At 73.9% G+C, this 22,114-nt stretch carries 16 protein-coding genes; 8 read left to right on the top strand and 8 right to left on the bottom strand.

Annotation, left to right across the window (positions count from 1 at the left end):
* The first annotated feature begins 20 nt into the window (after window positions 1-20).
* From BLW82_RS22130 to BLW82_RS22120, 3 genes are all read left to right on the top strand, one after another.
* Complete coding sequence (locus tag BLW82_RS22130; protein WP_093501046.1) at window positions 21-2,588, top strand: MFS transporter; 2,568 nt, start codon at window positions 21-23, stop codon at window positions 2,586-2,588.
* Between the two features lie 114 nt (window positions 2,589-2,702).
* Entirely contained in the window at window positions 2,703-3,524 is an 822-nt protein-coding gene (locus BLW82_RS22125) for a YceI family protein (RefSeq protein WP_093501044.1), read from the top strand.
* Window positions 3,525-3,578: 54 nt separating this feature from the next.
* A complete protein-coding gene (locus BLW82_RS22120; RefSeq protein ID WP_093501042.1) occupies window positions 3,579-4,052 on the top strand; it encodes a PPOX class F420-dependent oxidoreductase in 474 nt (157 codons plus the stop codon).
* Window positions 4,053-4,362: 310 nt separating this feature from the next.
* On the opposite strand, the gene BLW82_RS22115 is transcribed toward BLW82_RS22120, so the two are convergent.
* From BLW82_RS22115 to BLW82_RS22085, 7 genes are all read right to left on the bottom strand, one after another.
* Window positions 4,363-5,100, bottom strand: coding sequence for a TetR/AcrR family transcriptional regulator (locus tag BLW82_RS22115; RefSeq protein ID WP_177233029.1), 738 nt, complete (start codon window positions 5,098-5,100; stop codon window positions 4,363-4,365).
* A gap of 287 nt (window positions 5,101-5,387) precedes the next feature.
* Entirely contained in the window at window positions 5,388-7,580 is a 2,193-nt protein-coding gene (locus tag BLW82_RS22110) for a glycosyltransferase family 39 protein (RefSeq protein ID WP_093501040.1), read from the bottom strand.
* The gene (locus tag BLW82_RS22105) at window positions 7,577-9,082 is read right to left on the bottom strand and encodes a bifunctional glycosyltransferase family 2/GtrA family protein (protein ID WP_093501038.1); all 1,506 of its coding nucleotides are present in this window, start codon (window positions 9,080-9,082) and stop codon (window positions 7,577-7,579) included. Before BLW82_RS22105 ends, BLW82_RS22110 begins: the two co-directional genes overlap by 4 nt.
* A 14-nt stretch (window positions 9,083-9,096) precedes the next feature.
* The gene (locus tag BLW82_RS22100) at window positions 9,097-10,728 is read right to left on the bottom strand and encodes a sensor histidine kinase (RefSeq protein WP_093501036.1); all 1,632 of its coding nucleotides are present in this window, start codon (window positions 10,726-10,728) and stop codon (window positions 9,097-9,099) included.
* Window positions 10,725-11,465 (bottom strand): response regulator transcription factor, encoded by a 741-nt coding sequence (locus BLW82_RS22095; protein ID WP_305729050.1) that lies wholly within the window; start codon window positions 11,463-11,465, stop codon window positions 10,725-10,727. Before BLW82_RS22095 ends, BLW82_RS22100 begins: the two co-directional genes overlap by 4 nt.
* Window positions 11,466-11,731: 266 nt before the next feature.
* Entirely contained in the window at window positions 11,732-12,604 is an 873-nt protein-coding gene (locus BLW82_RS22090; RefSeq protein WP_093501032.1) for a DUF2797 domain-containing protein, read from the bottom strand.
* A gap of 120 nt (window positions 12,605-12,724) precedes the next feature.
* Window positions 12,725-13,093, bottom strand: coding sequence for an HGxxPAAW family protein (locus BLW82_RS22085; protein ID WP_093501031.1), 369 nt, complete (start codon window positions 13,091-13,093; stop codon window positions 12,725-12,727).
* A 141-nt stretch (window positions 13,094-13,234) separates the two neighbouring features.
* Here BLW82_RS22085 and BLW82_RS22080 point away from each other — a divergent pair, with 141 nt between their 5' ends.
* Window positions 13,235-13,726 (top strand): MarR family winged helix-turn-helix transcriptional regulator, encoded by a 492-nt coding sequence (locus BLW82_RS22080; RefSeq protein ID WP_093501029.1) that lies wholly within the window; start codon window positions 13,235-13,237, stop codon window positions 13,724-13,726.
* On the opposite strand, the gene BLW82_RS22075 is transcribed toward BLW82_RS22080, so the two are convergent.
* Window positions 13,695-14,555 (bottom strand): AAC(3) family N-acetyltransferase, encoded by an 861-nt coding sequence (locus BLW82_RS22075; protein WP_256215906.1) that lies wholly within the window; start codon window positions 14,553-14,555, stop codon window positions 13,695-13,697. The genes BLW82_RS22080 and BLW82_RS22075 overlap by 32 nt on opposite strands.
* Window positions 14,556-14,667: 112 nt before the next feature.
* Between BLW82_RS22075 and BLW82_RS22070 the strand changes: the two genes are divergently transcribed.
* The 4 genes from BLW82_RS22070 (at window position 14,668) to BLW82_RS22055 (ending at window position 22,099) form a co-directional block, all read left to right on the top strand.
* Window positions 14,668-17,229 carry a large ATP-binding protein gene (locus BLW82_RS22070; RefSeq protein WP_177233028.1) on the top strand — a complete coding sequence of 854 codons (2,562 nt, stop codon included), beginning with the start codon at window positions 14,668-14,670 and terminating at the stop codon, window positions 17,227-17,229.
* Window positions 17,230-17,301: 72 nt separating this feature from the next.
* Window positions 17,302-18,210, top strand: a complete 909-nt coding sequence (locus BLW82_RS22065; RefSeq protein WP_371131374.1) for an AAA family ATPase — start codon at window positions 17,302-17,304, stop codon at window positions 18,208-18,210.
* Window positions 18,207-19,367, top strand: coding sequence for a hypothetical protein (locus BLW82_RS22060; protein WP_093501027.1), 1,161 nt, complete (start codon window positions 18,207-18,209; stop codon window positions 19,365-19,367). The genes BLW82_RS22065 and BLW82_RS22060 overlap by 4 nt, the downstream gene beginning before the upstream one ends.
* The gene (locus BLW82_RS22055) at window positions 19,364-22,099 is read left to right on the top strand and encodes a hypothetical protein (protein ID WP_093501025.1); all 2,736 of its coding nucleotides are present in this window, start codon (window positions 19,364-19,366) and stop codon (window positions 22,097-22,099) included. Before BLW82_RS22060 ends, BLW82_RS22055 begins: the two co-directional genes overlap by 4 nt.
* Window positions 22,100-22,114: the final 15 nt, after the last annotated feature.

The following is a 22,114-nucleotide window of genomic DNA, read 5'->3' as shown; positions in this document are numbered from 1 at the left end:
GACGTTAGAGAAGGAAGCCCATGGCAACGACCACACCAGCCGGTGTGCGGGCCCACGCCAGGCACGGGGGAGGCAGCGCCGCCGGCCCCGCCGAGCTGGCCCCGATGTCCCACCGGCAGATCATGGAAGCCCTCACCGGGCTGCTGCTCGGCATGTTCGTGGCGATCCTGTCGTCGACGATCGTCACCAACGCCCTGCCGCACATCATCGGCGACCTCGGCGGCGGCCAGTCCGCCTACACCTGGGTCGTGACCGCCTCGCTGCTGGCCATGACGGCCACCACCCCGCTGTGGGGCAAGCTCTCCGACCTGTACAGCAAGAAGGCGCTCGTCCAGATAGCCCTGGTCATATACGTCGCGGGCTCCATGATCGCCGGTCTCTCGCAGAACCCCGAGATGCTGATCGCCTGCCGTGTCGTCCAGGGCGTGGGTGTCGGCGGTCTGTCGGCGCTCGCCCAGATCGTCATGGCCGCGATGATCTCGCCGCGCGAGCGCGGCCGTTACTCCGGCTACCTGGGCGCGACCTTCGCCGTCGCCACCGTCGGCGGCCCGCTGCTCGGCGGCGTCATCACCGACACCTCGTGGCTGGGCTGGCGCTGGTGCTTCTACGTCGGCGTCCCCTTCGCCGTCATCGCGCTGATCGTGCTGCAGAAGACCCTGCACCTGCCGGTCGTGAAGCGGGACGTCAAGGTCGACTGGGCCGGCGCGTTCTTCGTCGCGGCCGCCGTGTCGCTGCTGCTGGTCTGGGTCACCTTCGCCGGTGACAAGTACGACTGGGTCTCCTGGCAGACGTTCGCGATGGTCGGCGGTTCGGTCGTCCTGGGTCTGGTCTTCATCCTGGTCGAGTCGAAGGCCAAGGAGCCGATCATCCCGCTGCGGCTGTTCCGCAACCGGACCATCACCCTGGCCTCGCTGGCCTCCCTGTTCGTCGGTGTCGCGATGTTCACCGGCACCGTGTTCTTCAGCCAGTACTTCCAGCTGGCCCGCGACAATTCCCCGACGATGTCCGGTGTGATGACGATCCCGATGATCGGCGGTCTGTTCATCTCCTCCACCGTCTCGGGCCAGTTCATCACCCGCACAGGACGCTGGAAGGCGTGGCTGGTCAGCGGTGGCGTGCTGGTGTCGGCGGGTCTGGGCCTGCTCGGCACCATCCGCTACGACACGGCGTACTGGAAGATGTCGATCTTCATGGCGCTGATGGGTCTCGGCATCGGCATGATGATGCAGAACCTGGTGCTCTGCACGCAGAACCAGGTCGCCCCGTCCGACCTCGGCTCGGCCAGCTCCACGGTCACCTTCTTCCGGTCCCTGGGCGGTGCGGTCGGCGTCTCGGCGCTGGGCGCGGTGATGGCCAACCGGATCACGCACTACATCACGGACGGCATCGCCTCCCTCTCCCCCAAGTACCAGGCGGCCCTTGCCGGTTCGAGCTCGTCCACCGACAGCATCCCGGACCTGGGCAAGTACCCGAAGCCGCTGCGCACCCTCGTCGAGAGCGCGTACGGCCACGCCATCGCCGACGTCTTCATGATCGCCGGTGCCCTCGCGGTCCTGGCGTTCCTGATCAGCCTGTTCATCAAGGAGGTTCCGTTGCGGACCAAGGGAGCGCTGGCCCAGGCCGCCGAGGGCGAGAACACCGAGACCCCCGAGACCGTGCCCGCCGCCGTCGCCGCGCCGGCCGCGGCTCCCGTAGCGGAGCAGCAGGTCCCGAGCTGGGCCGCCCCGGTCGTGAGCAGCACCACGGAGGCCGCGGCCCAGCCGGAGACCGCCGGGCTGTTCACCGCCGTCGCCACCATCGCCGGTCCCGAGCAGTCGGCGGGCTCCGGTGCCACCCCGGTGCACGGCTTCGTGCGCGGTGCCGAGAGCGCCCCGGTCGCGCAGGCCGCGGTGACCCTGATCTCGCTGTCCGGCCGCCAGCTGGGCCGCGCGGTCGCGGGCTTCGACGGTTCCTACCGGCTGGACGCGCCCGCTGCGGGCTCGTACGTGCTGATCGCCTCCGCCGACGGCTACCAGCCGCAGGCCGCCACGGTCGTGGTGGGCGAGGAGCCGGTGCCCTATGACATTTTGCTGAGCGGCACCAGCGGCCTGACCGGCGTCGTCCGCGGGGCCGGCAGCGCGCTCCCGGTCAAGGACGCGATGGTCATCGTCACCGACGTGCGCGGCGACCTGCTGGCCACCGCTGCCACCGGTGACCAGGGCGACTTCCGCTTCGGCGAGCTGGTGCCGGGCGTGGTCACGGTCGCGGTGAACGCGGCCGGGTACCGGCCCCGCGCCCTGCAGGTCGAGATCGGCACCACCGGGGTCACCCGGATCGAGGTCGACCTGGACGCCGGCGCCCAGCTGCAGGGTGTCGTACGGGCCCCGCACGGCCCGCTGGCCGACGCCCGCGTGACCCTCGTGGACGCGGCGGGCAACGTGGTCGGCACGTCCACCACCGGCCTGGACGGCGCGTACGCCTTCGCCGACCTGGACGGGGGCGACTACACCGTGATCGCGACGGGCTACCCGCCGGTCGCCACCGCCCTGAACGTCACGGGCGCAGGTGTCGACGACCACGACATCGAACTCTCCCACCCGGGCGAGTAGTTCGAACTCCGGCCCGTGGCGGGCGCGCCCACAAGGAGGCGCCCGCCGCGGGCCGGTCTCATACGGCCAATTTGTCATTGTCTGAGTGTTTGAGTGTCTGCAGGGAGAAACGGGATGGGACTGACCGCGAGGATCCGCACCCGGGACGGATGGGCCGTGTCGCACGCGGTCGTCACGGTGACCGACATGACCGGCAGCCAGGTGCTGCGGGCCGAGGCCGACGACGAGGGCACCGTGCGTGACCCGAACCCGCTCGCGCCGGGGGCGTACACCGTCATCGTCACTGCGCTGGGCTACGCGCCCGCCGCCTCCAGCGCCATCGTGACCGCGAGCGGCCGCGCCGAGGTCGGCACGGTGACGCTGGCGCGGCAGGGCGGCACCGAACTGCCCCCGCCGGGCCCGTGGACGGTGGACCCGGCGCACTCCACGGTGGGTGCGGTCGCCCAGCACCTGGGCATCTCCAGCGTCCGCGGCCGGTTCACGGACTTCAGCGCGGGGATCGAGATCGCCCCCGACGACGTCACCAAGTCCCGTGTCCAGGCGGTCATCCGGGCCGCCTCCATCGACACCGGCAACGGCATGCGCGACACCCACCTGCGCTCCGCCGACTTCCTCGACGTCGAACGCCACCCCGAGATCACCTACGTCTCGACGGGCCTGACGGCGGCCGGCTCCGACCGCTGGACGGTGCACGGCGAGCTCTCGCTGCACGGTGTCGTACGGCCGGTCGACCTCGACCTCGCCTACCTCGGCACCGGCGCCGACCCGTGGGGCGGCACCCGCGCCGCGTTCCGCGCGACGACCGAGCTGCACCGCGAGGACTTCGCCATGAACTACAACCAGGTGGTCCAGGCGGGCATCGCCGCCATCGGCACCACCCTCAAGATCGAGCTGGAGATCCAGGCGGTCCAGGGCGAGTCGCTGCCGCAGGCCTGAACATGAGCCCGCCAGGAGCAGGCTGAGCAGGCCCCGCGCCCCTAGGCTGGCGCCATGGCACCGAACATCGCGACGAACACCACCGTCTCCCTCGACGAACTGCTGGACTTCGTACGACCCCGCCACCGCGCGATCCTGCTCACCCGGCGCGCCGACGGCAGCCCGCAGGGGTCGCCGCTGACCTGCGGGGTCGACGACTCCGGGCGCATCGTCGTCTCCACCTACCCCGAGCGGGCCAAGACCCGCAACGCCAAGCGGGACGAGCGGGTGAGCCTGCTCGTCCTGAGCGACGACTGGAACGGGCCGTGGGTCCAGGTGGACGGCCGGGCCGAGGTGATCGACTCGCCCGAGTCGGTGGAGCCGCTGGTGGAGTACTACCGGAACATCGCCGGGGAGCACCCGGACTGGGACGAGTACCGGGCGGCGATGGTGAAGCAGGGGAAGTCGATCATCCGGGTGACGCCGGAGAAGTGGGGGCCGGTGGCCACCGGCGGGTTCCCGGCGCGGCTGGCCTCACCGGACGCGTAGGGCACGGTCGGCTGCCCAGGACGGGCTACCCGGGGCCGACGGCGGCCGGCTTCGGGCAGTGCTGGGCCCAGACCCTGAAGCCGGCCGTCCTGGTCCGCTGAGCAGGCCGTCGGTCGGCTGCGGCGCCGTCGTGGCCCGCTGAGCAGGCCGTCGGTCGGCTGCGGCGCCGTCGTGGCCCGCTGAGCAGGCCGCCGGTCGGCTGCGGCGCCGTCCTGGCCCGCTGAGCAGGCCGCCGGTCGGCTGCGGCGCCGTCGTGGCCGGCCGCGCGGTTCCTCCCCCAGGCCGCGGCCGGGGGTACCCCCGGCGCCCCTTACCGGGCGCCCTTCGCCACCATCGCCTCGATTCCCGCGATCAGCAGATCCAGCGCGAACGTGAAGTCCCGGTCCAGCATCTCGGCGACGGTGTCGCCGCCCCGCGCCGCCAGGAGGTCCCTGGACTCCTCGATGATCTGTGCGGTCGCCGGGGTCTCGGTCACCGCGTTCATCGCGGTGTCGAAGTACTCGTCCGGGGTCATGCCGGCCGCCGCCACGCGCTCGGCGAAGTGGCCCTCGATCGTGCCGTAGCCGTAGACGAACTGGAAGACGGCCGAGATCGCGCCGGTCACGCCGTGGGCGGGCAGACCGGCGCGGCGGACCACCTGCTGGATCACCCGGGAGAAGGCGAGCGAGTGGGGGCCGATGTTGAGGTAGCGGCCGGCCAGCGGGGAAAGCCAGGGGTGGCGGACCAGCAGGGCGCGGTACTCCGTGGCCAGCGCGCGCAGTTGCGCACGCCAGTCGCCGGCCGCGGCGTCGGGCAGGGCCAGTTCGCCGAAGGCCGCGTCCAGGGCGAGTTCGAGCAGGTCGTCCTTGGTGTCGACGTACCAGTACACGGACATCGCGGTCACGTTGAGCTCGGCCGCCAGCCGCCGCATGGAGAACTTGTCGAGCCCGTCGGCATCGAGGAGCCGGACGGTGACGGAGGTGATCCTGGCCCGGTCGAGCCCGGACGGCTGACCACTGCGCCCGCCCTTGCCGCCCTTCTCCTCCAGCCACACACTGGCCCGCGCCATAGACACACCCTCCTCCACGACCACTTCCAGGATGCTAGAACCCCAACGCCGCTGAAAGGGGCGCGGGGAACTGCGCGACCAGCCACAATCCACCCGCACCCGCCGCTGGACAAGTACCCCCCGATCCCGGCGGCCCCGGCCGCGTCGCCCACCTGACCGACAGGACGCCGAAGTCGAGGACGGTGTTGTCGAGCAGCACGGTGAACTGGGCGAGGCAGAGGGTTTCCGGGGCACGGCAAAGGGCGGTGACCGTGGAGGTCACCGCCCTTGCGCCGGTCAGGGAGCCGTCAGCCGCCCGTCTTCTGCGTGAGGTCGTAGAAGGTGGACGAACCCACCGTCACCTTCTTGAAGTTCTTCTCGACCCAGGAGGAGATCTGCGAGGCCGTGCCGCTGCCGCCGCCGCCCGTCATGCCGCCGCCGGTGCCGGAGGAGACGAAGTAGTGGATCCTGCCTTCGGCCACGTACTTCTCGAACTGGGCGAGCGTCGGGGACGGGTCGGTGCCGTTGAAGCCGCCGATCGCCATCACCGCGTCGCCGGTGGAGAGCTGGTAGCTCGCCGCGTTCTGCGCGCCGACGGCCGCCGCTACCCAGGTGTACTGGGAGGAGTTCTTCCGCAGCAGTGCCTTGGCCTCGGAGGAGACGGTCGCGCCGTTCAGCAGGCCGCCGGCGCCACCGCCCATCCTGCCGCCCATGCCGCCGCCCGCGCCCATCCGCCCGCCGCCGGGGATCCCGGCGGTACCGCCGCCCGGGAACCCGCCGGTGCCGTTCTGGCCCTGCCCCTGGCCCTGCGTGGTGCCGTTGCCGCCCTGCTGGTTCCGGCCGAAACCGCCGCCCGTGCCGCCGCCGAAGCCGCCCCTGCCGCCGCCGGGACCGCCACCGCCGCCGAAGCCCACCATGCCGGCGCCCGCCGGACCGGCCGTCGGGATGGAGCCGGTGTGCGCGGAGTCCACCGTGGAGAGGGTGTAAGCCGTCGGGCCGGCCAGTGCGGCCAGCAGGCCGGCCGCGGCCGCCCCGAGGGCGAGCTGCCGGGAGATCCGGCCCGCGAAGATCAGGCCGAGCGCGGCGGTCAGACCGCCGATCAGGACCAGGTACTTCAGCCAGGGCAGGTAGGTGGAGGTGCGGCTGAGGAGGACGTAGCCCCAGACCGCGGCCGAGACCACCGCGGCGGCGAGGGTGATCGACGCCCACAGCTCGGCGCGCTTCTCCCAGAGGAGACCCGCGCCCATGCCGACCACGGCGGCGGTGTAGGGGGCGAGGGCGACCGTGTAGTACTGGTGGAAGATGCCCGCCATGTAGCTGAACACGATCATGGTCATCAGCAGCGAGCCGCCCCAGACCAGGAACGAGGCCCGGGTCACCGAGGTCCGCCGCAGCCTGCGGGTCGCCACCAGGCCGGCGGCCAGGAGGATCAGCGCGGCCGGGATCAGCCAGGAGATCTGGCTGCCGATCTCGTCGTTGAACATCCGGTCCCAGCCGGTCGCGCCCCAGCGGCCGGAGCCGGTGCCGCCGCCACCGCCGCCGACGCTGCCGGTCTCGTCGCCGCTGATGCGGCCGAGGCCGTTGTAGCCGAAGGTCAGCGACAGGAAGCTGTTGTCCTGGGAGCCGCCGATGTAGGGGCGGGAGGAGGCCGGCCACAGCTCGACGATCGCCACCCACCAGCCGCCGGAGACGACCAGCGCGCCGGTCGCCAGGGCCAGCTGCCCGATCCGCTTCTTCCACGTGTGCGGGCCGACGGCCGCGTACACGAACGCCAGCGCCGGCAGGATCAGGAACGCCTGGAGCGTCTTGGCGAGGAAGGCGAAGCCGATCGCCACGCCCGCCCACACCAGCCACCTCGTACGCCCGTCCTCGACGGCCCGGACCACGAAGTAGCAGGCCAGCGCCATCAGCAGGGCCAGCATGGCGTCCGGGTTGTCGAACCGGAACATCAGCGCCGCGACGGGGGTGAGCGCGAGCACGGCGCCCGCGATCAGGCCGGCCGCGGGGCTGAACCGGCGGCGCACGGAGGCGTGGACGACCGCGACCGTGCCGACGCCCATGAGGACCTCGGGGCCGAGGATCGTCCAGGAGTTCAGGCCGAAGATCCGGGCCGCGATCTCCATCGGCCACAGGAACGCCGAGGGCTTGTCGACGGTGATCGCGTTGCCCGCGTCCAGCGAGCCGAAGAACATCGCCTTCCAGCTCTTGGTGCCGGCCTGGACGGCGGCCGCGTAGAAGGAGTTGGAGTAGCCGTTGGCGCTCAGGTTCCAGAAGTACAGCACCGCGGTGGCGAGCAGCAGGCCGAAGAAGGCCGGCCGCACCCAGCGGGGGTCCTCGGGGCGGCCGCGCCACAGTCTCCGTACGAAGGGCTGCTTCGGTTCACCGGGGCCGGGGGCGGGCGCCGCCGGGACGTCGGGGGCCTGCCGGGGCGGCGGGGGAGCCGTGGGGGGCGCGGTCGGGGGCGGGCCCCACTGGGCCGGGTGCTCGGTGTCGGTGCTCATCGGGGGTCCCCCGGCTCGGTGTCGTGCGGGCGCACCGGCTGCAACTGCACGGTGGCGTCCCTCCAGGTGCCGTTCGCGGCTTCACCAGCGCGGAACTGCGTGGTCGTGGTGCCGTTCCGGGGGTACGGTGGGTTCGCCGGGCGCTGCGGGAGCGGGACCTGGGGCTGGTACGGCTCCTGGTACGGCTGGTAGCCGCCGGTCGTGCAGGTAGGGGACGACGGGTTGTGCTGGGCCACCACCGTCGACTCCGGCCGGCCGGTGCCGTCGCGGTCAGGGAAGACCCAGGCGCGGAAGAGCAGGAAGCGCAGCACGGTCGCGGCGAGGTTGGCGGCGATCAGCACCGCCAGTTCGGTGGAGTGCGCGGGGTCGCTGCTCGCCGCGTTCAGGGCGGCGAGGGAGCCACTGGTCAGCGCGAGGCCGATACCGAAGACGACCAGGCCCTGCGCCTGGTGCCGGACCGCCCCGCCCCGGCCGCGCACCCCGAAGGTCAGGCGCCGGTTGGCGGCCGTGTTCGCCACCGCCGACACCAGCAGCGCGAGCGCGTTGGCGACCTGCGAACCGGAGAACTCCCGGAAGAGGCTGTAGAGGAGGAGGTAGAAGACGGTCGACAGGCCGCCGACCACGCAGAACCCGACGAGCTGGCGGGTCAGGCCCTTCGGCACGTCCTGGATGTCACGGTCGCGCGGGTCGTCGCCGAACGGCCGGGCGACCCGGTCCAGCGGCAGCGAACCGGTGGCCAGGGCCTTGCCGACCCGCCACACCCCCTTGAGGTCCTCGGTCGCCGTCCTCACGATGTGCACGGTCGAGTCCGGGTCGTCGACCCAGTCGACCGGCACCTCGTGGATCCGCAGGCCCGCGCGCTCGGCGAGCACCAGCATCTCGGTGTCGAAGAACCACCCGGTGTCCTCGACCATCGGCAGCAGCACCTGCGCGACGTCGCGCCGGATCGCCTTGAAGCCGCACTGCGCGTCCGAGAAGCGGGCCTGCAGCGAGCCGCGCAGGATCAGGTTGTACGAGCGGCTGATGAACTCCCGCTTGGCGCCGCGCACCACGCGCGACGAGCGGGCCAGCCGGGAACCGATCGCCAGGTCGGAGTGGCCGGAGATGAGCGGCGCCACCAGCGGCAGCAGCGCGTTCAGGTCGGTGGACAGGTCCACGTCCATGTAGGCGAGGATCGGCGCGTCCGAGGCCGACCAGACGGTCCGCAGCGCACGTCCGCGGCCCTTCTGCTCCAGCCGGAACGACGTCACCTCGGCGATCTCCGCCGCCAGCTGCTCCGCCACCTGGGGCGTGGTGTCCGTGGACGCGTTGTCCGCGACGGTGATGCGGTACGCGTACGGAAACGTTCGCCTGAGGTGGTCGTGCAGTCTGCGGACGCACGGGCCGAGGTCCTTCTCCTCGTTGTAGACGGGGATCACTACGTCCAGGACAGGCGTACCGGCGTTACCGGCCGGGAGATGCTCCCGCGCCGGCAGGGTGCCGGGAGAAGAGTCGGTTCGCATGGCACCGACTCTCGTCAAGCGCCCTGTCGCACCCATGTGGTGGCACTGTGCTGTGCCTGTGAGTGCGATTGCCAGTTCGTTTCGGGGGACGGCTGCGGGAGCGCCGGCGCAAGCGCGGGCAGATAGAGGGTGAACACCGTACGGCCGGGCACGCTGTCCACGGTGACGGCGCCGCCGTGTGCGGTCGCGACGGCCTGCACGATGGCGAGCCCGAGGCCGGTGGAGCCCGTGGACCGCGACCGCGCGGAGTCGCCGCGCGCGAACCGTTCGAAGACGTGCGGCAGCAGGTCGGGCGGGATGCCCGGCCCGTTGTCCTCGACGTCCACGCACATCCACGACCCGCGCCGCTGGATGCGGGCGGTGACGGTGGTGCCCGGCGGGGTGTGCTTGCGCGCGTTGCCGAGCAGGTTGATCAGCACCTGCTGGACGCGGGCCGCGTCGGCGGCGACCGGCGCCGGCTCGTCGGGCAGGTCGAGACGCCAGTTGTGGTCCATGCCGGCGGCGCGCGTGTCGCTGATCGTGTCGACGACGAGCGGGATGAGGTCGGTGTGCTCGAACTGCAGCGGCCGCCCCGCGTCCAGCCGGGCGAGCAGCAGCAGGTCCTCCACGAGGAGGGTCATCCGCCCGGCCTCGGACTCGATACGGCCGAGGGCGTGCCGGGTGTCGGGCCCGACCTGCTCCCGCCCGCGCCGGGTGAGTTCCGCGTACCCGCGGATGGAGGCGAGCGGGGTGCGCAGCTCGTGACTGGCGTCGGCGACGAACTGCCGTACCCGCATCTCGCTCTGCTGGCGGGCGTGCAGGGCGCCGTGCACGTGGTTGAGCATCCGGTTGAGCGCGGAGCCGACCTGGCCGACCTCGGTGTGCGGGTCGCACTCGGTGTCCGGTACCCGCTCGCTGAGGTTCACCTCGCCGGTGTGCAGCGGGAGTTCCGAGACCCGGGTGGCGGTGGCGGCGACCCGGCGCAGGGGGCGGGTGGCGACACCGACGATGACGGTACCGGCGAGGGTGGCGGCGATGAGGCCGGAGACGGTGACACTGATCTCCACGAGGATCAGTGTGCTGATGGTGCTGTCGGCGTCCTTGGTGGGGATGGCGACGTAGTAGGCGTTGCTGTCGTTGCTGGCGTACGCGACCAGGTAGCTGCCCAGACCGGGTACGTCGATCGCGTGCGGCCTGTTGTCCTGGGGAACCGAGTTGAGCGCCCGCTGCTGGGCCGGCGACAGCCTCTTCGCACTCATCGAGAAGGTGGCCTGGGTCTTGGACTTCACGCCGACCCGGGAATCGGTGACGTCGCCGTTCACGACGGACGCCGCGATCGTGCCGTCCGGCAGCTGTGGTCCCTTGACGAAGTCTTCGAGCGTGATGACGTGCAGTCCGCCCTGCCGCGGGTCGGGCGTCCTGGAGCCGCCGTCCTTGACCCCGTTCGGTGGCCCGAACGCCCGGGGTGCCACACGCGCGGCGACCTCGCTCAACCGGTCGTCCAGCTGGCCGTAGAGGTGAGAGCGCAGTGCCAGCGTCGTCACCGTGCCGATCACCGCGCAGACCACGGCGATCAGCACCACCGACGCGACGACGAGCCGGGTCCGCAGGGTGCGCGGTTTTCCCGCTCGGCGCTTCTGCGTACGCGGCCGTCGTCGCCCGCTCATGACGCGGCTGGCTTGATGAGGTAGCCGGCGCCACGCCGGGTGTGGATCATCGGCTCCCGGCCGACGTCGATCTTCCTGCGCAGGTACGAGATGTAGAGCTCGACCACGTTGGCCTGACCGCCGAAGTCGTACGACCACACCCGGTCCAGGATCTGGGCCTTGCTGAGCACCCGGCGCGGGTTGCGCATCAGGAAGCGGAGCAGCTCGAACTCGGTGGCGGTGAGGTGGATCGACTCCCCGGCCCGCGAGACCTCGTGGCTGTCCTCGTCCAGGGTGAGGTCACCGACGACGAGCACGGAGTCGGACCGCCGGTCGGCCGCCCCGGCGCGGCGGATGAGCCCACGCAGCCGGGCCACGACCTCTTCGAGGCTGAAGGGTTTGGTGACGTAGTCGTCGCCGCCCGCGGTGAGGCCCGCGATCCGGTCCTCGACCGCGTCCTTCGCCGTCAGGAACAGCACCGGCACGTCCGGCAGTTCGCGCCGCAGGCGCCCCAGCACGGTGAGGCCGTCCATGTCGGGCAGCATCATGTCGAGTACGACGGCGTCGGGGCGGAACTCCCGGGCGGTCTGGATGGCGCCCTGGCCGTCGCCCGCACTCCTGATCTGCCAGCCCTCGTACCGCAGGGCCATGGAGAGGAGTTCGGTGATCGACAGCTCGTCGTCCACCACCAGCACTCGGACGGGGCTCCCGTCCGGCCTCAGCAGTTCGGTGCGCCCCTGGGGCGAGGTCGTGGTCATGGTGGACACCTTGTCGGGGTCCTCTGAGAACACGCTTTCACAAATCTGTGATTTCCCTGAGAAACGCACAGGCGCCTCTCAGGGAACACCTGGGAATCCCGTCACGCGTGCCCGAACTCGTGACCTCGCTCGCGCCGGGCTGTGCGGATCATGTCCGTCCGGGCCACGCCCCGGACCGTTCATGAACTGCCGGTGAGCCGCTGATGAGAGCCTAGCGACCGAGCCCGGATCCCGCGCGGCGAGGCCTCCCGCGAGGCCGCCGGTACTCAGAAGAGGCCGGCCTGCGGGGCCTTGAACTCCCTTACCGGCACCTGGAGTCGGCCTTCCTCCCCGGCTCCGGCAGCGGTCAGTTCCCACCCGGGCAGCAAGCGGGTGTCGAGGACGACGACACCGCGCCGGGTGGCGAGATGCAGATCCGGTCCGGCCGCCGCGACCAGCTCGCCGCTCACCACGCCGCCCGGCACCAGCTCGGCCACCTCACCGACGGCGGCGGCCACCCCGTCCAGCCCGAACACCGCCATGTGATCGACGACTTGGCACGGCTCCGGGACGAGCGACTCGGGCCAGCCGCCGAGCGCGACAGCGAGCGCGTGCAGTCCCTCGACCTCGGCCGCCCGCTCGGCCCGGTCCGCCGGCAGCAGGGCGCGTACGACGCGCTTGTCGCCGTACGGGATCCGGTCCGGCACCCGGAGCGCCGCCCGCAGCAGCTCCTCGGCCCGCCGGGCGGCCATCAGCGGCCCGGCGCCCAGCCAGCTGAAGCACACGGCCCCCTGCTCCAGCAGCCGCGCCGGGCCCCGCTCGACCGCCGTGATCCCCACCTTGACCATGCCGGGCCCGAACCACGCCAGATACACGTGGTACGGCCGGGGGTCGTCGGGGACGGTGTCCGCGGCCACGGAGTGCGCCCGGTCCAGCCGCGCGCACTCCTCGCACCGGGCCCCGGTGGTCCGCCCCGAGACGGGTGCCCGGGTCGGACAGGCATGCCCGCGCGCCCCCACGCACTCCCGCACACCCCCTTCGGCGACCCCGAAGGCCACCCGCTTCCCCCGGCCGAGCGGACTGCGCCGGCCGCCGCTCCACCGCAGCACGGGGCCGTCCTCCGACCACCGCAGCCCCGAGCATCTCCACACCTGTGCCATCACTCGCGAGGGTAGAGGGCGGCACTGACAACGGCCCGGGGGCAGCCGGGCCGTTGTCCTCGGCCCGCCCGGTCAGCCGTCCTCGGCCCCGCCCGGTCAGCCGTCCTCCGCCCCGCCCGGTCAGCCGCCCGCCTGCGCGGTCGCCGGCTCGGCCTCGCCGGCGCCGGACACCGGACGGAGCGCGGACGCGGTACGCCGCCCCCGGCCCGCCAGCCGGCACGAGACGCAGCCGGGGTGGCCGACGCGGGCGCCGTTGTCCCGTACCCGCAGCGGCCACTGCGCCCGGGGGCGCGGGCCCGGCGGCTTGCCCCACCCCGCGAGATGCAGAGACCAGGTGACCAGGACGCTCACGGCACACACCGCGAGCCCCGCGACCAGGGCGGCGGCCGAGACGGCGCACACGCCCAGCCCCAGCAGACCGCTCCCGACGGTCGCGATCGCGGTACCGGTCCACCCTGCCACCGTGTGGCCTTCGTCGTGTTGGCTCACGTACCCGTCTCCCCTTCATAGGCGGCGGAAACACCCAGTCCGACGAGGGCGACTAGAATCCCTCACCGTGTGAGAAATTTACTCCCCATACCTCTCACGCACTAAGGGAATCCGCGGATCTCCAGGGAAACGGGAACGACCATGCACGGCAAGCCGCGACCGCCCGCGGACCCGGCCCGGGCGCTGTCCGCCATGGACCACCTCATCGCGGCCCATGTGATCGGCCAGCAGGAACTGGCCCGGCGGCTCGGGGTGAGCGTCACGGACCTCACCTGCTTCGCCTTCGTCCTGGAGGCGGGCGACGCCCTGCTGACCGCGGGCGACCTGGCCGCCCGCGCCCACGTGACGACCGGTGCGGTGACGGGCATCCTCAACCGCCTGGAGCGCGCGGGATACGTCACCCGCCGCGCCGACCCCGACGACCGCCGCCGGGTCCGTGTCGCCGCGGTCCCGGAAGCCGTCACCCGCGTCGAGGCGGTCTACGCCGGCCACTACGCCCGCCTCGCCGAACTGTTCGCCGACTACACCCCCGACGAACTCGCGATCCTCACCGACTGGTTCACCCGCGCGACCACCCTCGCCCACGAGTACCTGGAGAAACTCAACAGGAACGACCCGGCGGAACCCTGCTGACACCGCCGCCCGGCCGGTGTCCGGTCAGCCACCTCTCCGCGTACGCCACCGCCGGCGCGAGGTCGAACAGCAGGCAGTCGGCGGCGCCCACCCGGCCCCGGGCCACCGGACGTTCCGGCAGCGACGCGTAGGAGCGGCCCAGCGCCGGGAAGTCCGACGCGTCGAAGTCCACGTCCCGGTAGCGGTGCCAGCGCCGTCCTTCCGGGCCGTCGGCGACCGCACAGCCGTACAGGCGGGTGCCGCGGCCCGGCACGCGATACTCGGCCAGGTGGAAGGCGGTGCAGACGGAGTAGCCCACGCCCAGCAGCAGGATGCGGGCGCCCAGCTCCTCGAGTCGGGCGAGGGGGGAGTCCTCGCCCAGGTGGCAGTCCAGGGCGTGCCCGGCGGTGATCCGCGCGGCGGCCGGGCCCAGCGCGGCGAACGAACTCTGCGGGTGGCCGCTGCGCAGCGCCCCGGGGCGGGTGCGGACCTCCTCCGGCAGCACACCCACCCGGAAGCTCGGGGTCCGCTCACGGTCGAAGGCGGGCAGGGTCGCGCGCAGCCGGGGCCACTCCTGCGCGGGCACGGCATACCCGCGCGTGACGGGCCAGCGGGAGGGATCGGAGTTGTCCGGAGTCTGCGTGTAGACGACGAGGGTGCCGTCCGGGCCCAGCGTCTCCAGCAGGGAGTCGGCGACGGTCCGCGCCCGTCCCCGCACCGGCCCGACGGCACTCAGGGACGCGTGCACGAGCAGCGTGTCCCCGGGCCGGACTCCCAACGCACTCAGCTGGGCCACGAGTTCGTCGCGGCCGAGGGGGCTGTCGACGGCGATCACCCTGTTTTCTGTCAACAAAGCCTGTAAAAAATGGAGTTGATGGCCCGAATTGTGCCACGGCCGGTTGGCGGGTCCCGTGCGAAACTGAGGACCAGGCAGGTACGCAAGCCACACAGCGGGGGATGAGATGGTGCCCGGGTACCGCTATGCCGTCAGCTATGCGCACGGCAGGGACGAGGCCTGGGTCGCGAGATTTCTGGACGAGCTGAGACGGCGTCTGGAAATCGCCGGCGGCCCGCGTTTCCACCGCCTGGTCCCGCCGCCCGGCCCGCCGGACGGCAGGGCCGGGTCGTACGGCGTCGGGACGGCCGACATCGTACTGGCCCTGTGCAGTCCGGCGTACTTCAACGAGGGTCCCGCCCAGCACGACTGGGCGGTCCTGGCGCTGCGCCGGCGCCTGGGACAGGCCCGTACCGGAGTCACCCCGCAGACGGCCCTGTCCCTGGTGTGGGAGCCGGTCGACCGGCGGCTGCCGGAGCCGGTCGCGACGGCCGACGTGCTCTCCGCGGACCGGTTGCCCGAGTACCGCTCGCTCGGGCTGGCGCTGCTGACCATGCAGGCCCCCCGGTATCGCGCGGCCCTGGACCGGGTGCTCGACGCGATCGTGGCCCGTATGACGGCGATGGCCGAAGCCGCGGCCCCCGCACCCGAGCTGGACGACCGGTCCGCCGACCGGGCACCCGACGCGCTGTCGGCGGAGGACGCGGCCTTCACCGAGCAGTTCCGCAAGGAGGTGGCCCCGGCCCTGCCCGCGACGACGGTCCCCCGCACCCTGACCGGCCACGGCCCCGTGACCACCCGGAGCTCGGCTCCGGACGGGTCGGCCCCGCCGCCCGCGCAGGACGGGCCGCCCGCGGAGGGCGCCCTGTCCGCCGACGCACTGCCGGAGCTGGGACGCCGGATCCTCCTCGTCGGGCCGCCCGGGACCGGGCACAGCACCGAACTTGCGCGGCTGGCCGCGAGAGCACTGGACGACACGGCGCCGGGGCGGACCGACGCGGGCGGCCCGCCGTGGGGCTGCCGGATACCGTTCGTGCTGTCGGCACGGTCGGGGGCGCTGCCCCGCCTGGACGGGCTGGTGCCGACCCTCGCACCGCTCGCGGCGCCGCAGGAGCCGGCCGGCTGGGCCGCCCGCCAGCTGCGCTCCGGGCAGGCCTTCCTCGCCGTCGACGACCTCGACGCGGTGCCCGTGGCCAACCGCGCCGCCGTGTGGGAGTGGCTCCTGCACCTGCTAGAGGCCCACCCTCAGGCGCCCTGCGTCATCGCCACGAACGGCACCGGAGTGCCCTGGGCCCGGCTCGGTGACGCCTTCCGGGTCACCGGCCTTGGGCCACTGCCCCCGGACGGGGTCCGCGCCCTGCTCGGCTCCCTCGTGGCGACGTCCGCCGGCGACCGGCGGGCCCTCACCGCGCTGCTGCGGCGGATCGACACCGATCCGCTGCTCCTCGGGGTCGCAAGCCGCCCGGCCGCCGCCACGGCACTGCTGCGGGCAGCGGGTGGTCCGGACCGGCCAGGACCGGTTCCACGGCACCGTCTGCTGCGCGCGGGCGTCTCGGCGGTGTGGCGGCGGGTGCGGGAGGAGCCGGGCTGGCCGGGGCCGTCCTCCCCTTCCGTGCCCGTGCCCGGCCTCGCCGCCGACCAGGTCCCCGACAGCGTCCTGAGGTCCGCCGCCGGCCTGCTGGCCGTCGCCGCCCTCGGCCTGGACAGCTCCCGCGTCCCGCTGCGGACCGCCCTCGGCGCGCTGCGCGACCCCGGTGCCTCGGACGCCGCCTCGCCCGAACGGCTGCTGGCCGCGCTCGCGGACCGGGCAGGCGTGGTGTTCCGGCCCGGACCCGACACCGTGGCCTTTCCCGGCCCCGAGGTCAGGACCTTCCTGGCGGCCCAGCACCTGGCGCACACGCCCGGCGCGGAGCCCGACGAGCTGCTCGTCCGGCACCCTTCCGTCGAACTACGCGACCTGCTCGCCGAGTTGCGGGCCGCCGAGGCGGGCACCGGCACCCCGCGCAGTGTCCTCGCGCCGACGGGCGGTCCGCCGCGCCGGCTGTCGGCCGGCAGCCCGCCGCCCCGGACCGCCGTACGGCGGGCGGACGCGCGGTCGGCCGCCGAGCTGCGCGCCCTGCTCCGGACGGACACCGTCGTGACCGAGCTGCGCTGCACCGGCCCTGTGGACGAGCTGGCCGCCCTGCTGCCGCGGCTGCCCGGACTGCGCTCACTGGTCCTCGCGGACGACCCGTCGCTCACCGCCCTGCCCGAGCTGGGCGGCTGCCGGTCGCTGCGGTCGCTGCGCGTGCTGCGCTGCCCGAACCTGCGGGATCTGACGGCGCTGGAGTCCTCGGCGGTCATGTTCCTGGACGTCGATCCGTGGCCGGACCTGCCGGTGCCGGCCGGTCTGCGCCGGGCGCCCTGGCTGAGCCGGGTGAACCTGGTGACCGGCGGGCCGGGGATCCGGCCCACCGGGGCGGCCGGGGCGGTCAGGACTGCCGACGCTGCGGTCCGGCCGACGGCCGGGGTGCCGGAGGCGGCGGCGCTGCCCGAGGTCCGGATACGGCGCCGGCTCCGCGCCCGAGGGCTTCCCGGACCCGCGGACCCTCCCGCCAACTCCGCGGACTCCGGGGTCGCCGCGGATACTTCGGCGGTTTCGGCGTCTCCGGGAGAACCGCGCCGTCGGCCATATTCGTCGACGGAGTAGTGGCCGTACGCCCCGAGGGGAAGAGTGCAACGGGTGGGGTGCGCCGGAGCCACAGGCTGACAATGGGGGGCAGTGGGCTTGATCAAGCTTTTCGACCCGGCCGAGGAGACCTACCGGCCTGCACCGACCGGCCGCACGCCCGCGCGCGGCACGGGCCGCCTCGACGAGCAGGTCTACCTCTTCGACGCCCGGACCGTCCTCGCCGTCAACGTGGCTCTGGCGTCCGGCCGTCCGCTGCTCGTGCTCGGGCCGCCCGGCTCGGGCAAGTCGGCGCTCGCGCCGAACGTGGCACGGCTGATGCGGTTCCGCTACTACGCCGAGGTGGTCACCGCCCGCACCGAACCGCACGACCTGCTCTGGCGCGAGGAGGCGTTCCGCCAGCTCAACGACGCCACACAGGGCCTGCTCCAGGCCCCCGGCTCGCGTGCATACTTCCGGCCCGGCCCGCTGTGGAAGGCGCTCGATCCGGCCGTGGACGAGGAGGGCCTGCCCGCGCTCCGCGCCCGGCCCGCGGTAGTCCTCATCGACGAGATCGACAAGGCCGACCCCGATGTCCCGGACGCGCTTCTCGATCCGCTCAACAACCTCCGTTTCGTCGGCCCCGACCGCCACACGGTGACCGCGGCCGAGGGCACGGGCGCACCTCTGGTGGTGATCACGAGCAACGAGGAACGGGAGCTGTCCGCCGCCTTCCTGCGCCGCTGCATCCTGCTGAGACTGGACGCGCCGGACCGCGAACACCTGCTGGAGGTCGCCCGGTTGCACATGGGAGACGACTACGACGAGGCGCTCACCGTGGAGTTGGCCGACATGTTCGAGCACGAGTCGGTGGCGTCCCGGCCGGCGGCCAGCACCGCCGAGTTCCTGGACACCCTGCGAGCCTGCCGCCAGATGGGCCTGACGGTCGAATCGCCGGAGTGGCGGGCGGTCGCGGACCTCGCCATGACGAAGGGCTCCTCCGACCCCTTCTCCTACACATGAGCCGAAGCCCGGCGCGCCTGGGAGAACTGCTCCGGGCGGCCCGCGCCCTGGGGGTGTCCGACACCGACGGCCTGACCACGCTGGCCGCGGCCCTGGGACTGGCGCTGACCACCGACGGCCCCGGCACCGACGACCCCGCCCGCCGCGCCGCGGATCCGGTGCGGCCGTTCCGGGGCGAGGGGACAACGGGCGGCGCGGTCCGCCCGGGGCCCGGCACCGGATCCCCGGCCCGCGCCCGCGGCGCGGGCACCCCGCCCGGCCCCGGTGCGGGGGACGCCGCCGGTCCCGACCCGTACCGCCGGACCCCGGTCCCGCCCGAGCAGGTCCCCGGCCCGGACACCCGGTCGGCCACCGGCGGTTCGCTGCTGCTGGTCGGTGCCGCGCGACCGGCACCGGGTCGGGAGCCGGACCGGCCACAGTGGCGCGAGACCGGTCTGCCCGATCCCCCGGACGACAGCGCCGGGCAACTCCTCGCCCACCCCGAGGCGTTCGACGTGTCCTGGCCGACGGCCCTGCCACCGCCCGCCTCGCCCTGGGACCCGCGGACCGAGCGGGCCGTCTTCCTCGCGCTGGCCGGCACCCGCACCACCGGACGCGCGGTCGACCACCCCCGGCTGGTGGACCTGGTCGTGCGCGGTCTCGCGGGTGGTCAGACGGGCCGGCCACGGGTGCCCTACCGGCAGCGGGCCACCACCCGGGCCGGCGCACTGCTGCTGATCGACCGCGGCGAGTCGATGCGGCCGTTCCGGCACGACCAGGAGTGGATCACCCGGCTCGCGGGCAGCATCCTGCCGCCGGGCGGCCTGCGCGTGCTGGACCTGCGCATCGCCCAGGGCGTCAGCCGCGACCGGGGACGCACCTGGGAACCCCACCCGGTGCCACCGTACGGGCAGCCGGTGCTCCTGCTCTCCGACCTCGGGCACCTGCGACCGCCCGCACCGGGCCGCCACCACTCCCCGCCGGCGAACTGGCTGCCGTACCTGCGTCGGCTGTGGGAGGCGGGCAACCCCGTCGTCTGCCTGACGCCCTATCCCGCCGAGGAGTACCCGGCGGCCGTGCGGCGGACGGTCGCGCTGGTTCCGCTGGACCGCCGGGTGTCCGTGCGGCTCGCGCAGACCGCGGCCCGCCGGGACCCGCGCCGGGCGAGGCGGCGATGACGGCGGCGCCCGAGCGCACCGCCTCCCAGCTGATAGCGGAGGAGCGCCGGCACCGGCCCGCCGTGGTCCGGCTGGCCCGATCACTGTGCCTGGCCGCGCAGGCGGAGCCGTACTTCCTCAGAAGCGCCCGGCTCCGCTTCGCCCCGGACAGCAGCGCCGGACTGGAGGCCAGGCTGTACTTCTCCCCGCTGGTGGAGGCCGCCGACAGCCGCGCGCTGGTGCTGTACCCGGAGGTCAGCGCGGAACTGCGCCGGGAGCTGTACGACGATGACCTGGAGCTGCTCGGTTCGGTCCGCGACTTCACCCTCGCCGCTCACCGCTGCGCACCGCCCCTGGTCCGCGGTTTCGAGGAACTGCTGTGGTCGGCGACGATCGGCCCGCCGCCCGCCGAGGCAGAGGTCGAACGGACCCTGACCCCGCTCTTCCGGCAGGTGCTCGCCGAGGGTGTGGCGGCGGCCGAGGCCAGTCGCTGGATCCTGCGCTTCCTGCCCCGGCTGCCGGAAGCCGTACGGGAGTCCCTGCCGGCCTGGCAGCTCCAGGTGATGGCGGCGGAACGGCTGGGCATGGAGCCGCCGCGTGCCCTGCTCACCCGGGCCACCGCCGACGAGGTACGGACGGTACGGGCACTGGTCCACACCGAGGTGGACATCGGCGTCCGGGCCTCGGCTCAGGGTCTGGTGCTGAGCCGGCCCCCGGAGCCGGACGCCCTGATCTGCGGAGCGAGCGGGGCGGGCCGCGTACAACTGCGGCTGCGCGGCGCGCTGCCCGGCACCCGGTGGCACGAACTGGACCTGTACGACGGCGAATACACCGCCCTGGGCGTCAGCGTCGCCGCCGAGGTGCACGTGGACGGCACGCTCCTGGCCGCGCAGGCGGAACTGGGCGGCACGCTGCTGTGCGCGCGGGCGGGTCGGCGGGCGGCGGCCGCGACGACCGCGGACGGCCGGACCGCACTGCGCGTCGACGACGGCGAGTCCGTGCTCTCGGTGGACCTGCCCGAGCAGCCGCGACTGCTGGCGGTCGCCGACGCGGGGCCCGCGGCCACGGCCGTGGTGAGCGCCAAGGGGCTGCACGTGGTGACGTCGGCCGTGGACGGCACGGCCGAGGCCGTCCTGCACCCGCTGTCCGAGCAGCCGACGGCCGTGGGCTGGTCCCGGACCCGGGAGCGCGGCGTGCTGTGCCTGGCCACCGGGAGCGACGTCCTCCTCGTCGACGGCGGGGACCCCGGCCGGAGGCTGGGCACGCTGTCGCATCCCGCTCCGGTGGTGCGCCTGTGGGCCTCGGTCCGGGCCGGCCTGGTGGCCGTGGCCGACGCGCACGGCGGGGTGACGGTGCACGACCTGGCCGGCGGCCCGGCCACCGGTCCCGGACGGCGGCAGCAGGCTCCCGGGGGCGCGGTCACGGCTCTGTGCGGCGATCCGTGGTCGGGGGCGGTGGTCTGGGGCTGTGCGGACGGGCGGGTGTACGGGGTGGAGGCGGCGGCCGGTGTGGTCGTCCCGCTGGGCACGTTGCCGGCGTCGGCGTCCTCGCTCGCGCCGGCCGGCGACGCCGGACTGGTCGTGGCCGCGGACGGCGGGGACCGCTTGTTGCGGCTGGCCTGGCCTGGGGGCGGGCCGGTCACGGCGGTGCCGATGCCCTTCCGGGTGCGGGAGGTCCATGCGGCGCCGGGCGGGCTGCTGCTGGTGTCGGGGCACGGCGGCGAGGTGGAGATCCGCGCGGAGGACGGCCGCACGCATCTGCTCACTCCGGGGCCCGTGCCCGCACCGCCCGAGGGGGCTGGACCCGGCTGGCTCCGGGACAGCGTCGGGGTGGTGCTGCCGGAGGGCGGGGCCGGGCTGCCGGCCGGCGTCCGGCGCCGGGGCGTCGGGCACGTCTGTCTGCCCGCCTCCCTGCCACCGGACTCGGCGGAGTTCGCCACCCTGCTGGCGGAGGCCCGCGACCAGGGGCTGCGCGTCCTGGTGGAACTGGCGCCGCCCGGCGAGAACACCCCGCACGGCGAACTGCTCGGCCGCGCCCACGACCTGCTGGAGGCAGCGGTCGACGGGCTCCGGCTCAGCGCCCCGGACCGGTGGCCGGCGTCCCTGCTCGTCCGCCTGCGCCACCTGCTGGACGCCTACCCGCAGGCGGCGGTCGTCACGACGGGCGCCCCCCGGCTCGCCCTCGGCCCCGGCCACCTCACCCTGACCGCGCCCCCGGAGTCCGCGGCCGCCCCGAGCGTGCCCGACGGCAGCTGGTCCCTCCCGGACGGGCTCCCCCATCCGCAGGCCTGCCTGCTCCTGGCCCTGCCGGGCTGCCGGGAGGTGCCCGCCTCGGTCCTGGCACCGGCAGACCCGGCGACCGCGACACCGGCCCCGCTGCTCGCGGCCCGTGCCGCACAGCTGGCCCTGCGATACGGCGGAGTGGAGCGACCGCCGACCGGCTCCACGCGGGTGACCGCCGTTCGCCGGGACCACGCGGGGCAGGCCGTCCTCTGTCTGACCAGCACGGCCCACGCGCCGGTCACCGTTCGGGTCCCGCTGCCGGCGGCCGCCGCCGGGACCGAGCTGATCCAGATCGCCCACGATCTCCCGGACCACCCGCCCGACGCGCCGCCGCCCGTCCTGCGGCCGGATCCCGACGGCCTGGTCACCGTCGCACTCGACGCGGGCCGCACCCGCTGGTTCCGGATCCGCACCGCCGCCCACCCGCCGCCGCACGGGGCCACGGACCCCTTCGCCCCCTCCGCTCCCTGACACGTCACGGTCCCT

It is taken from the genome of Streptomyces sp. Ag109_O5-10, from assembly GCF_900105755.1.
Taxonomy (GTDB): Bacteria; Actinomycetota; Actinomycetes; order Streptomycetales; family Streptomycetaceae; genus Streptomyces.
The sequence above is the reverse complement of the archived record's forward strand: the minus strand, read 5'-3'. Positions and strand labels throughout refer to the sequence as shown.

Bases quoted from the DNA above. Each gene is read 5' to 3' on its own strand.
- BLW82_RS22130 (WP_093501046.1), top strand. From the start codon at position 21: ATGGCAACGACCACACCAGCCGGTGTGCGGGCCCACGCCAGGCACGGG.
- BLW82_RS22125 (WP_093501044.1), top strand. From the start codon at position 2,703: ATGGGACTGACCGCGAGGATCCGCACCCGGGACGGATGGGCCGTGTCG.
- BLW82_RS22120 (WP_093501042.1), top strand. From the start codon at position 3,579: ATGGCACCGAACATCGCGACGAACACCACCGTCTCCCTCGACGAACTG.
- BLW82_RS22115 (WP_177233029.1), bottom strand. From the start codon at position 5,100: ATGGCGCGGGCCAGTGTGTGGCTGGAGGAGAAGGGCGGCAAGGGCGGG.
- BLW82_RS22110 (WP_093501040.1), bottom strand. From the start codon at position 7,580: ATGAGCACCGACACCGAGCACCCGGCCCAGTGGGGCCCGCCCCCGACC.
- BLW82_RS22105 (WP_093501038.1), bottom strand. From the start codon at position 9,082: ATGCGAACCGACTCTTCTCCCGGCACCCTGCCGGCGCGGGAGCATCTC.
- BLW82_RS22100 (WP_093501036.1), bottom strand. From the start codon at position 10,728: ATGAGCGGGCGACGACGGCCGCGTACGCAGAAGCGCCGAGCGGGAAAA.
- BLW82_RS22095 (WP_305729050.1), bottom strand. From the start codon at position 11,465: ATGACCACGACCTCGCCCCAGGGGCGCACCGAACTGCTGAGGCCGGAC.
- BLW82_RS22090 (WP_093501032.1), bottom strand. From the start codon at position 12,604: ATGGCACAGGTGTGGAGATGCTCGGGGCTGCGGTGGTCGGAGGACGGC.
- BLW82_RS22080 (WP_093501029.1), top strand. From the start codon at position 13,235: ATGCACGGCAAGCCGCGACCGCCCGCGGACCCGGCCCGGGCGCTGTCC.
- BLW82_RS22070 (WP_177233028.1), top strand. From the start codon at position 14,668: ATGGTGCCCGGGTACCGCTATGCCGTCAGCTATGCGCACGGCAGGGAC.
- BLW82_RS22060 (WP_093501027.1), top strand. From the start codon at position 18,207: ATGAGCCGAAGCCCGGCGCGCCTGGGAGAACTGCTCCGGGCGGCCCGC.
- BLW82_RS22055 (WP_093501025.1), top strand. From the start codon at position 19,364: ATGACGGCGGCGCCCGAGCGCACCGCCTCCCAGCTGATAGCGGAGGAG.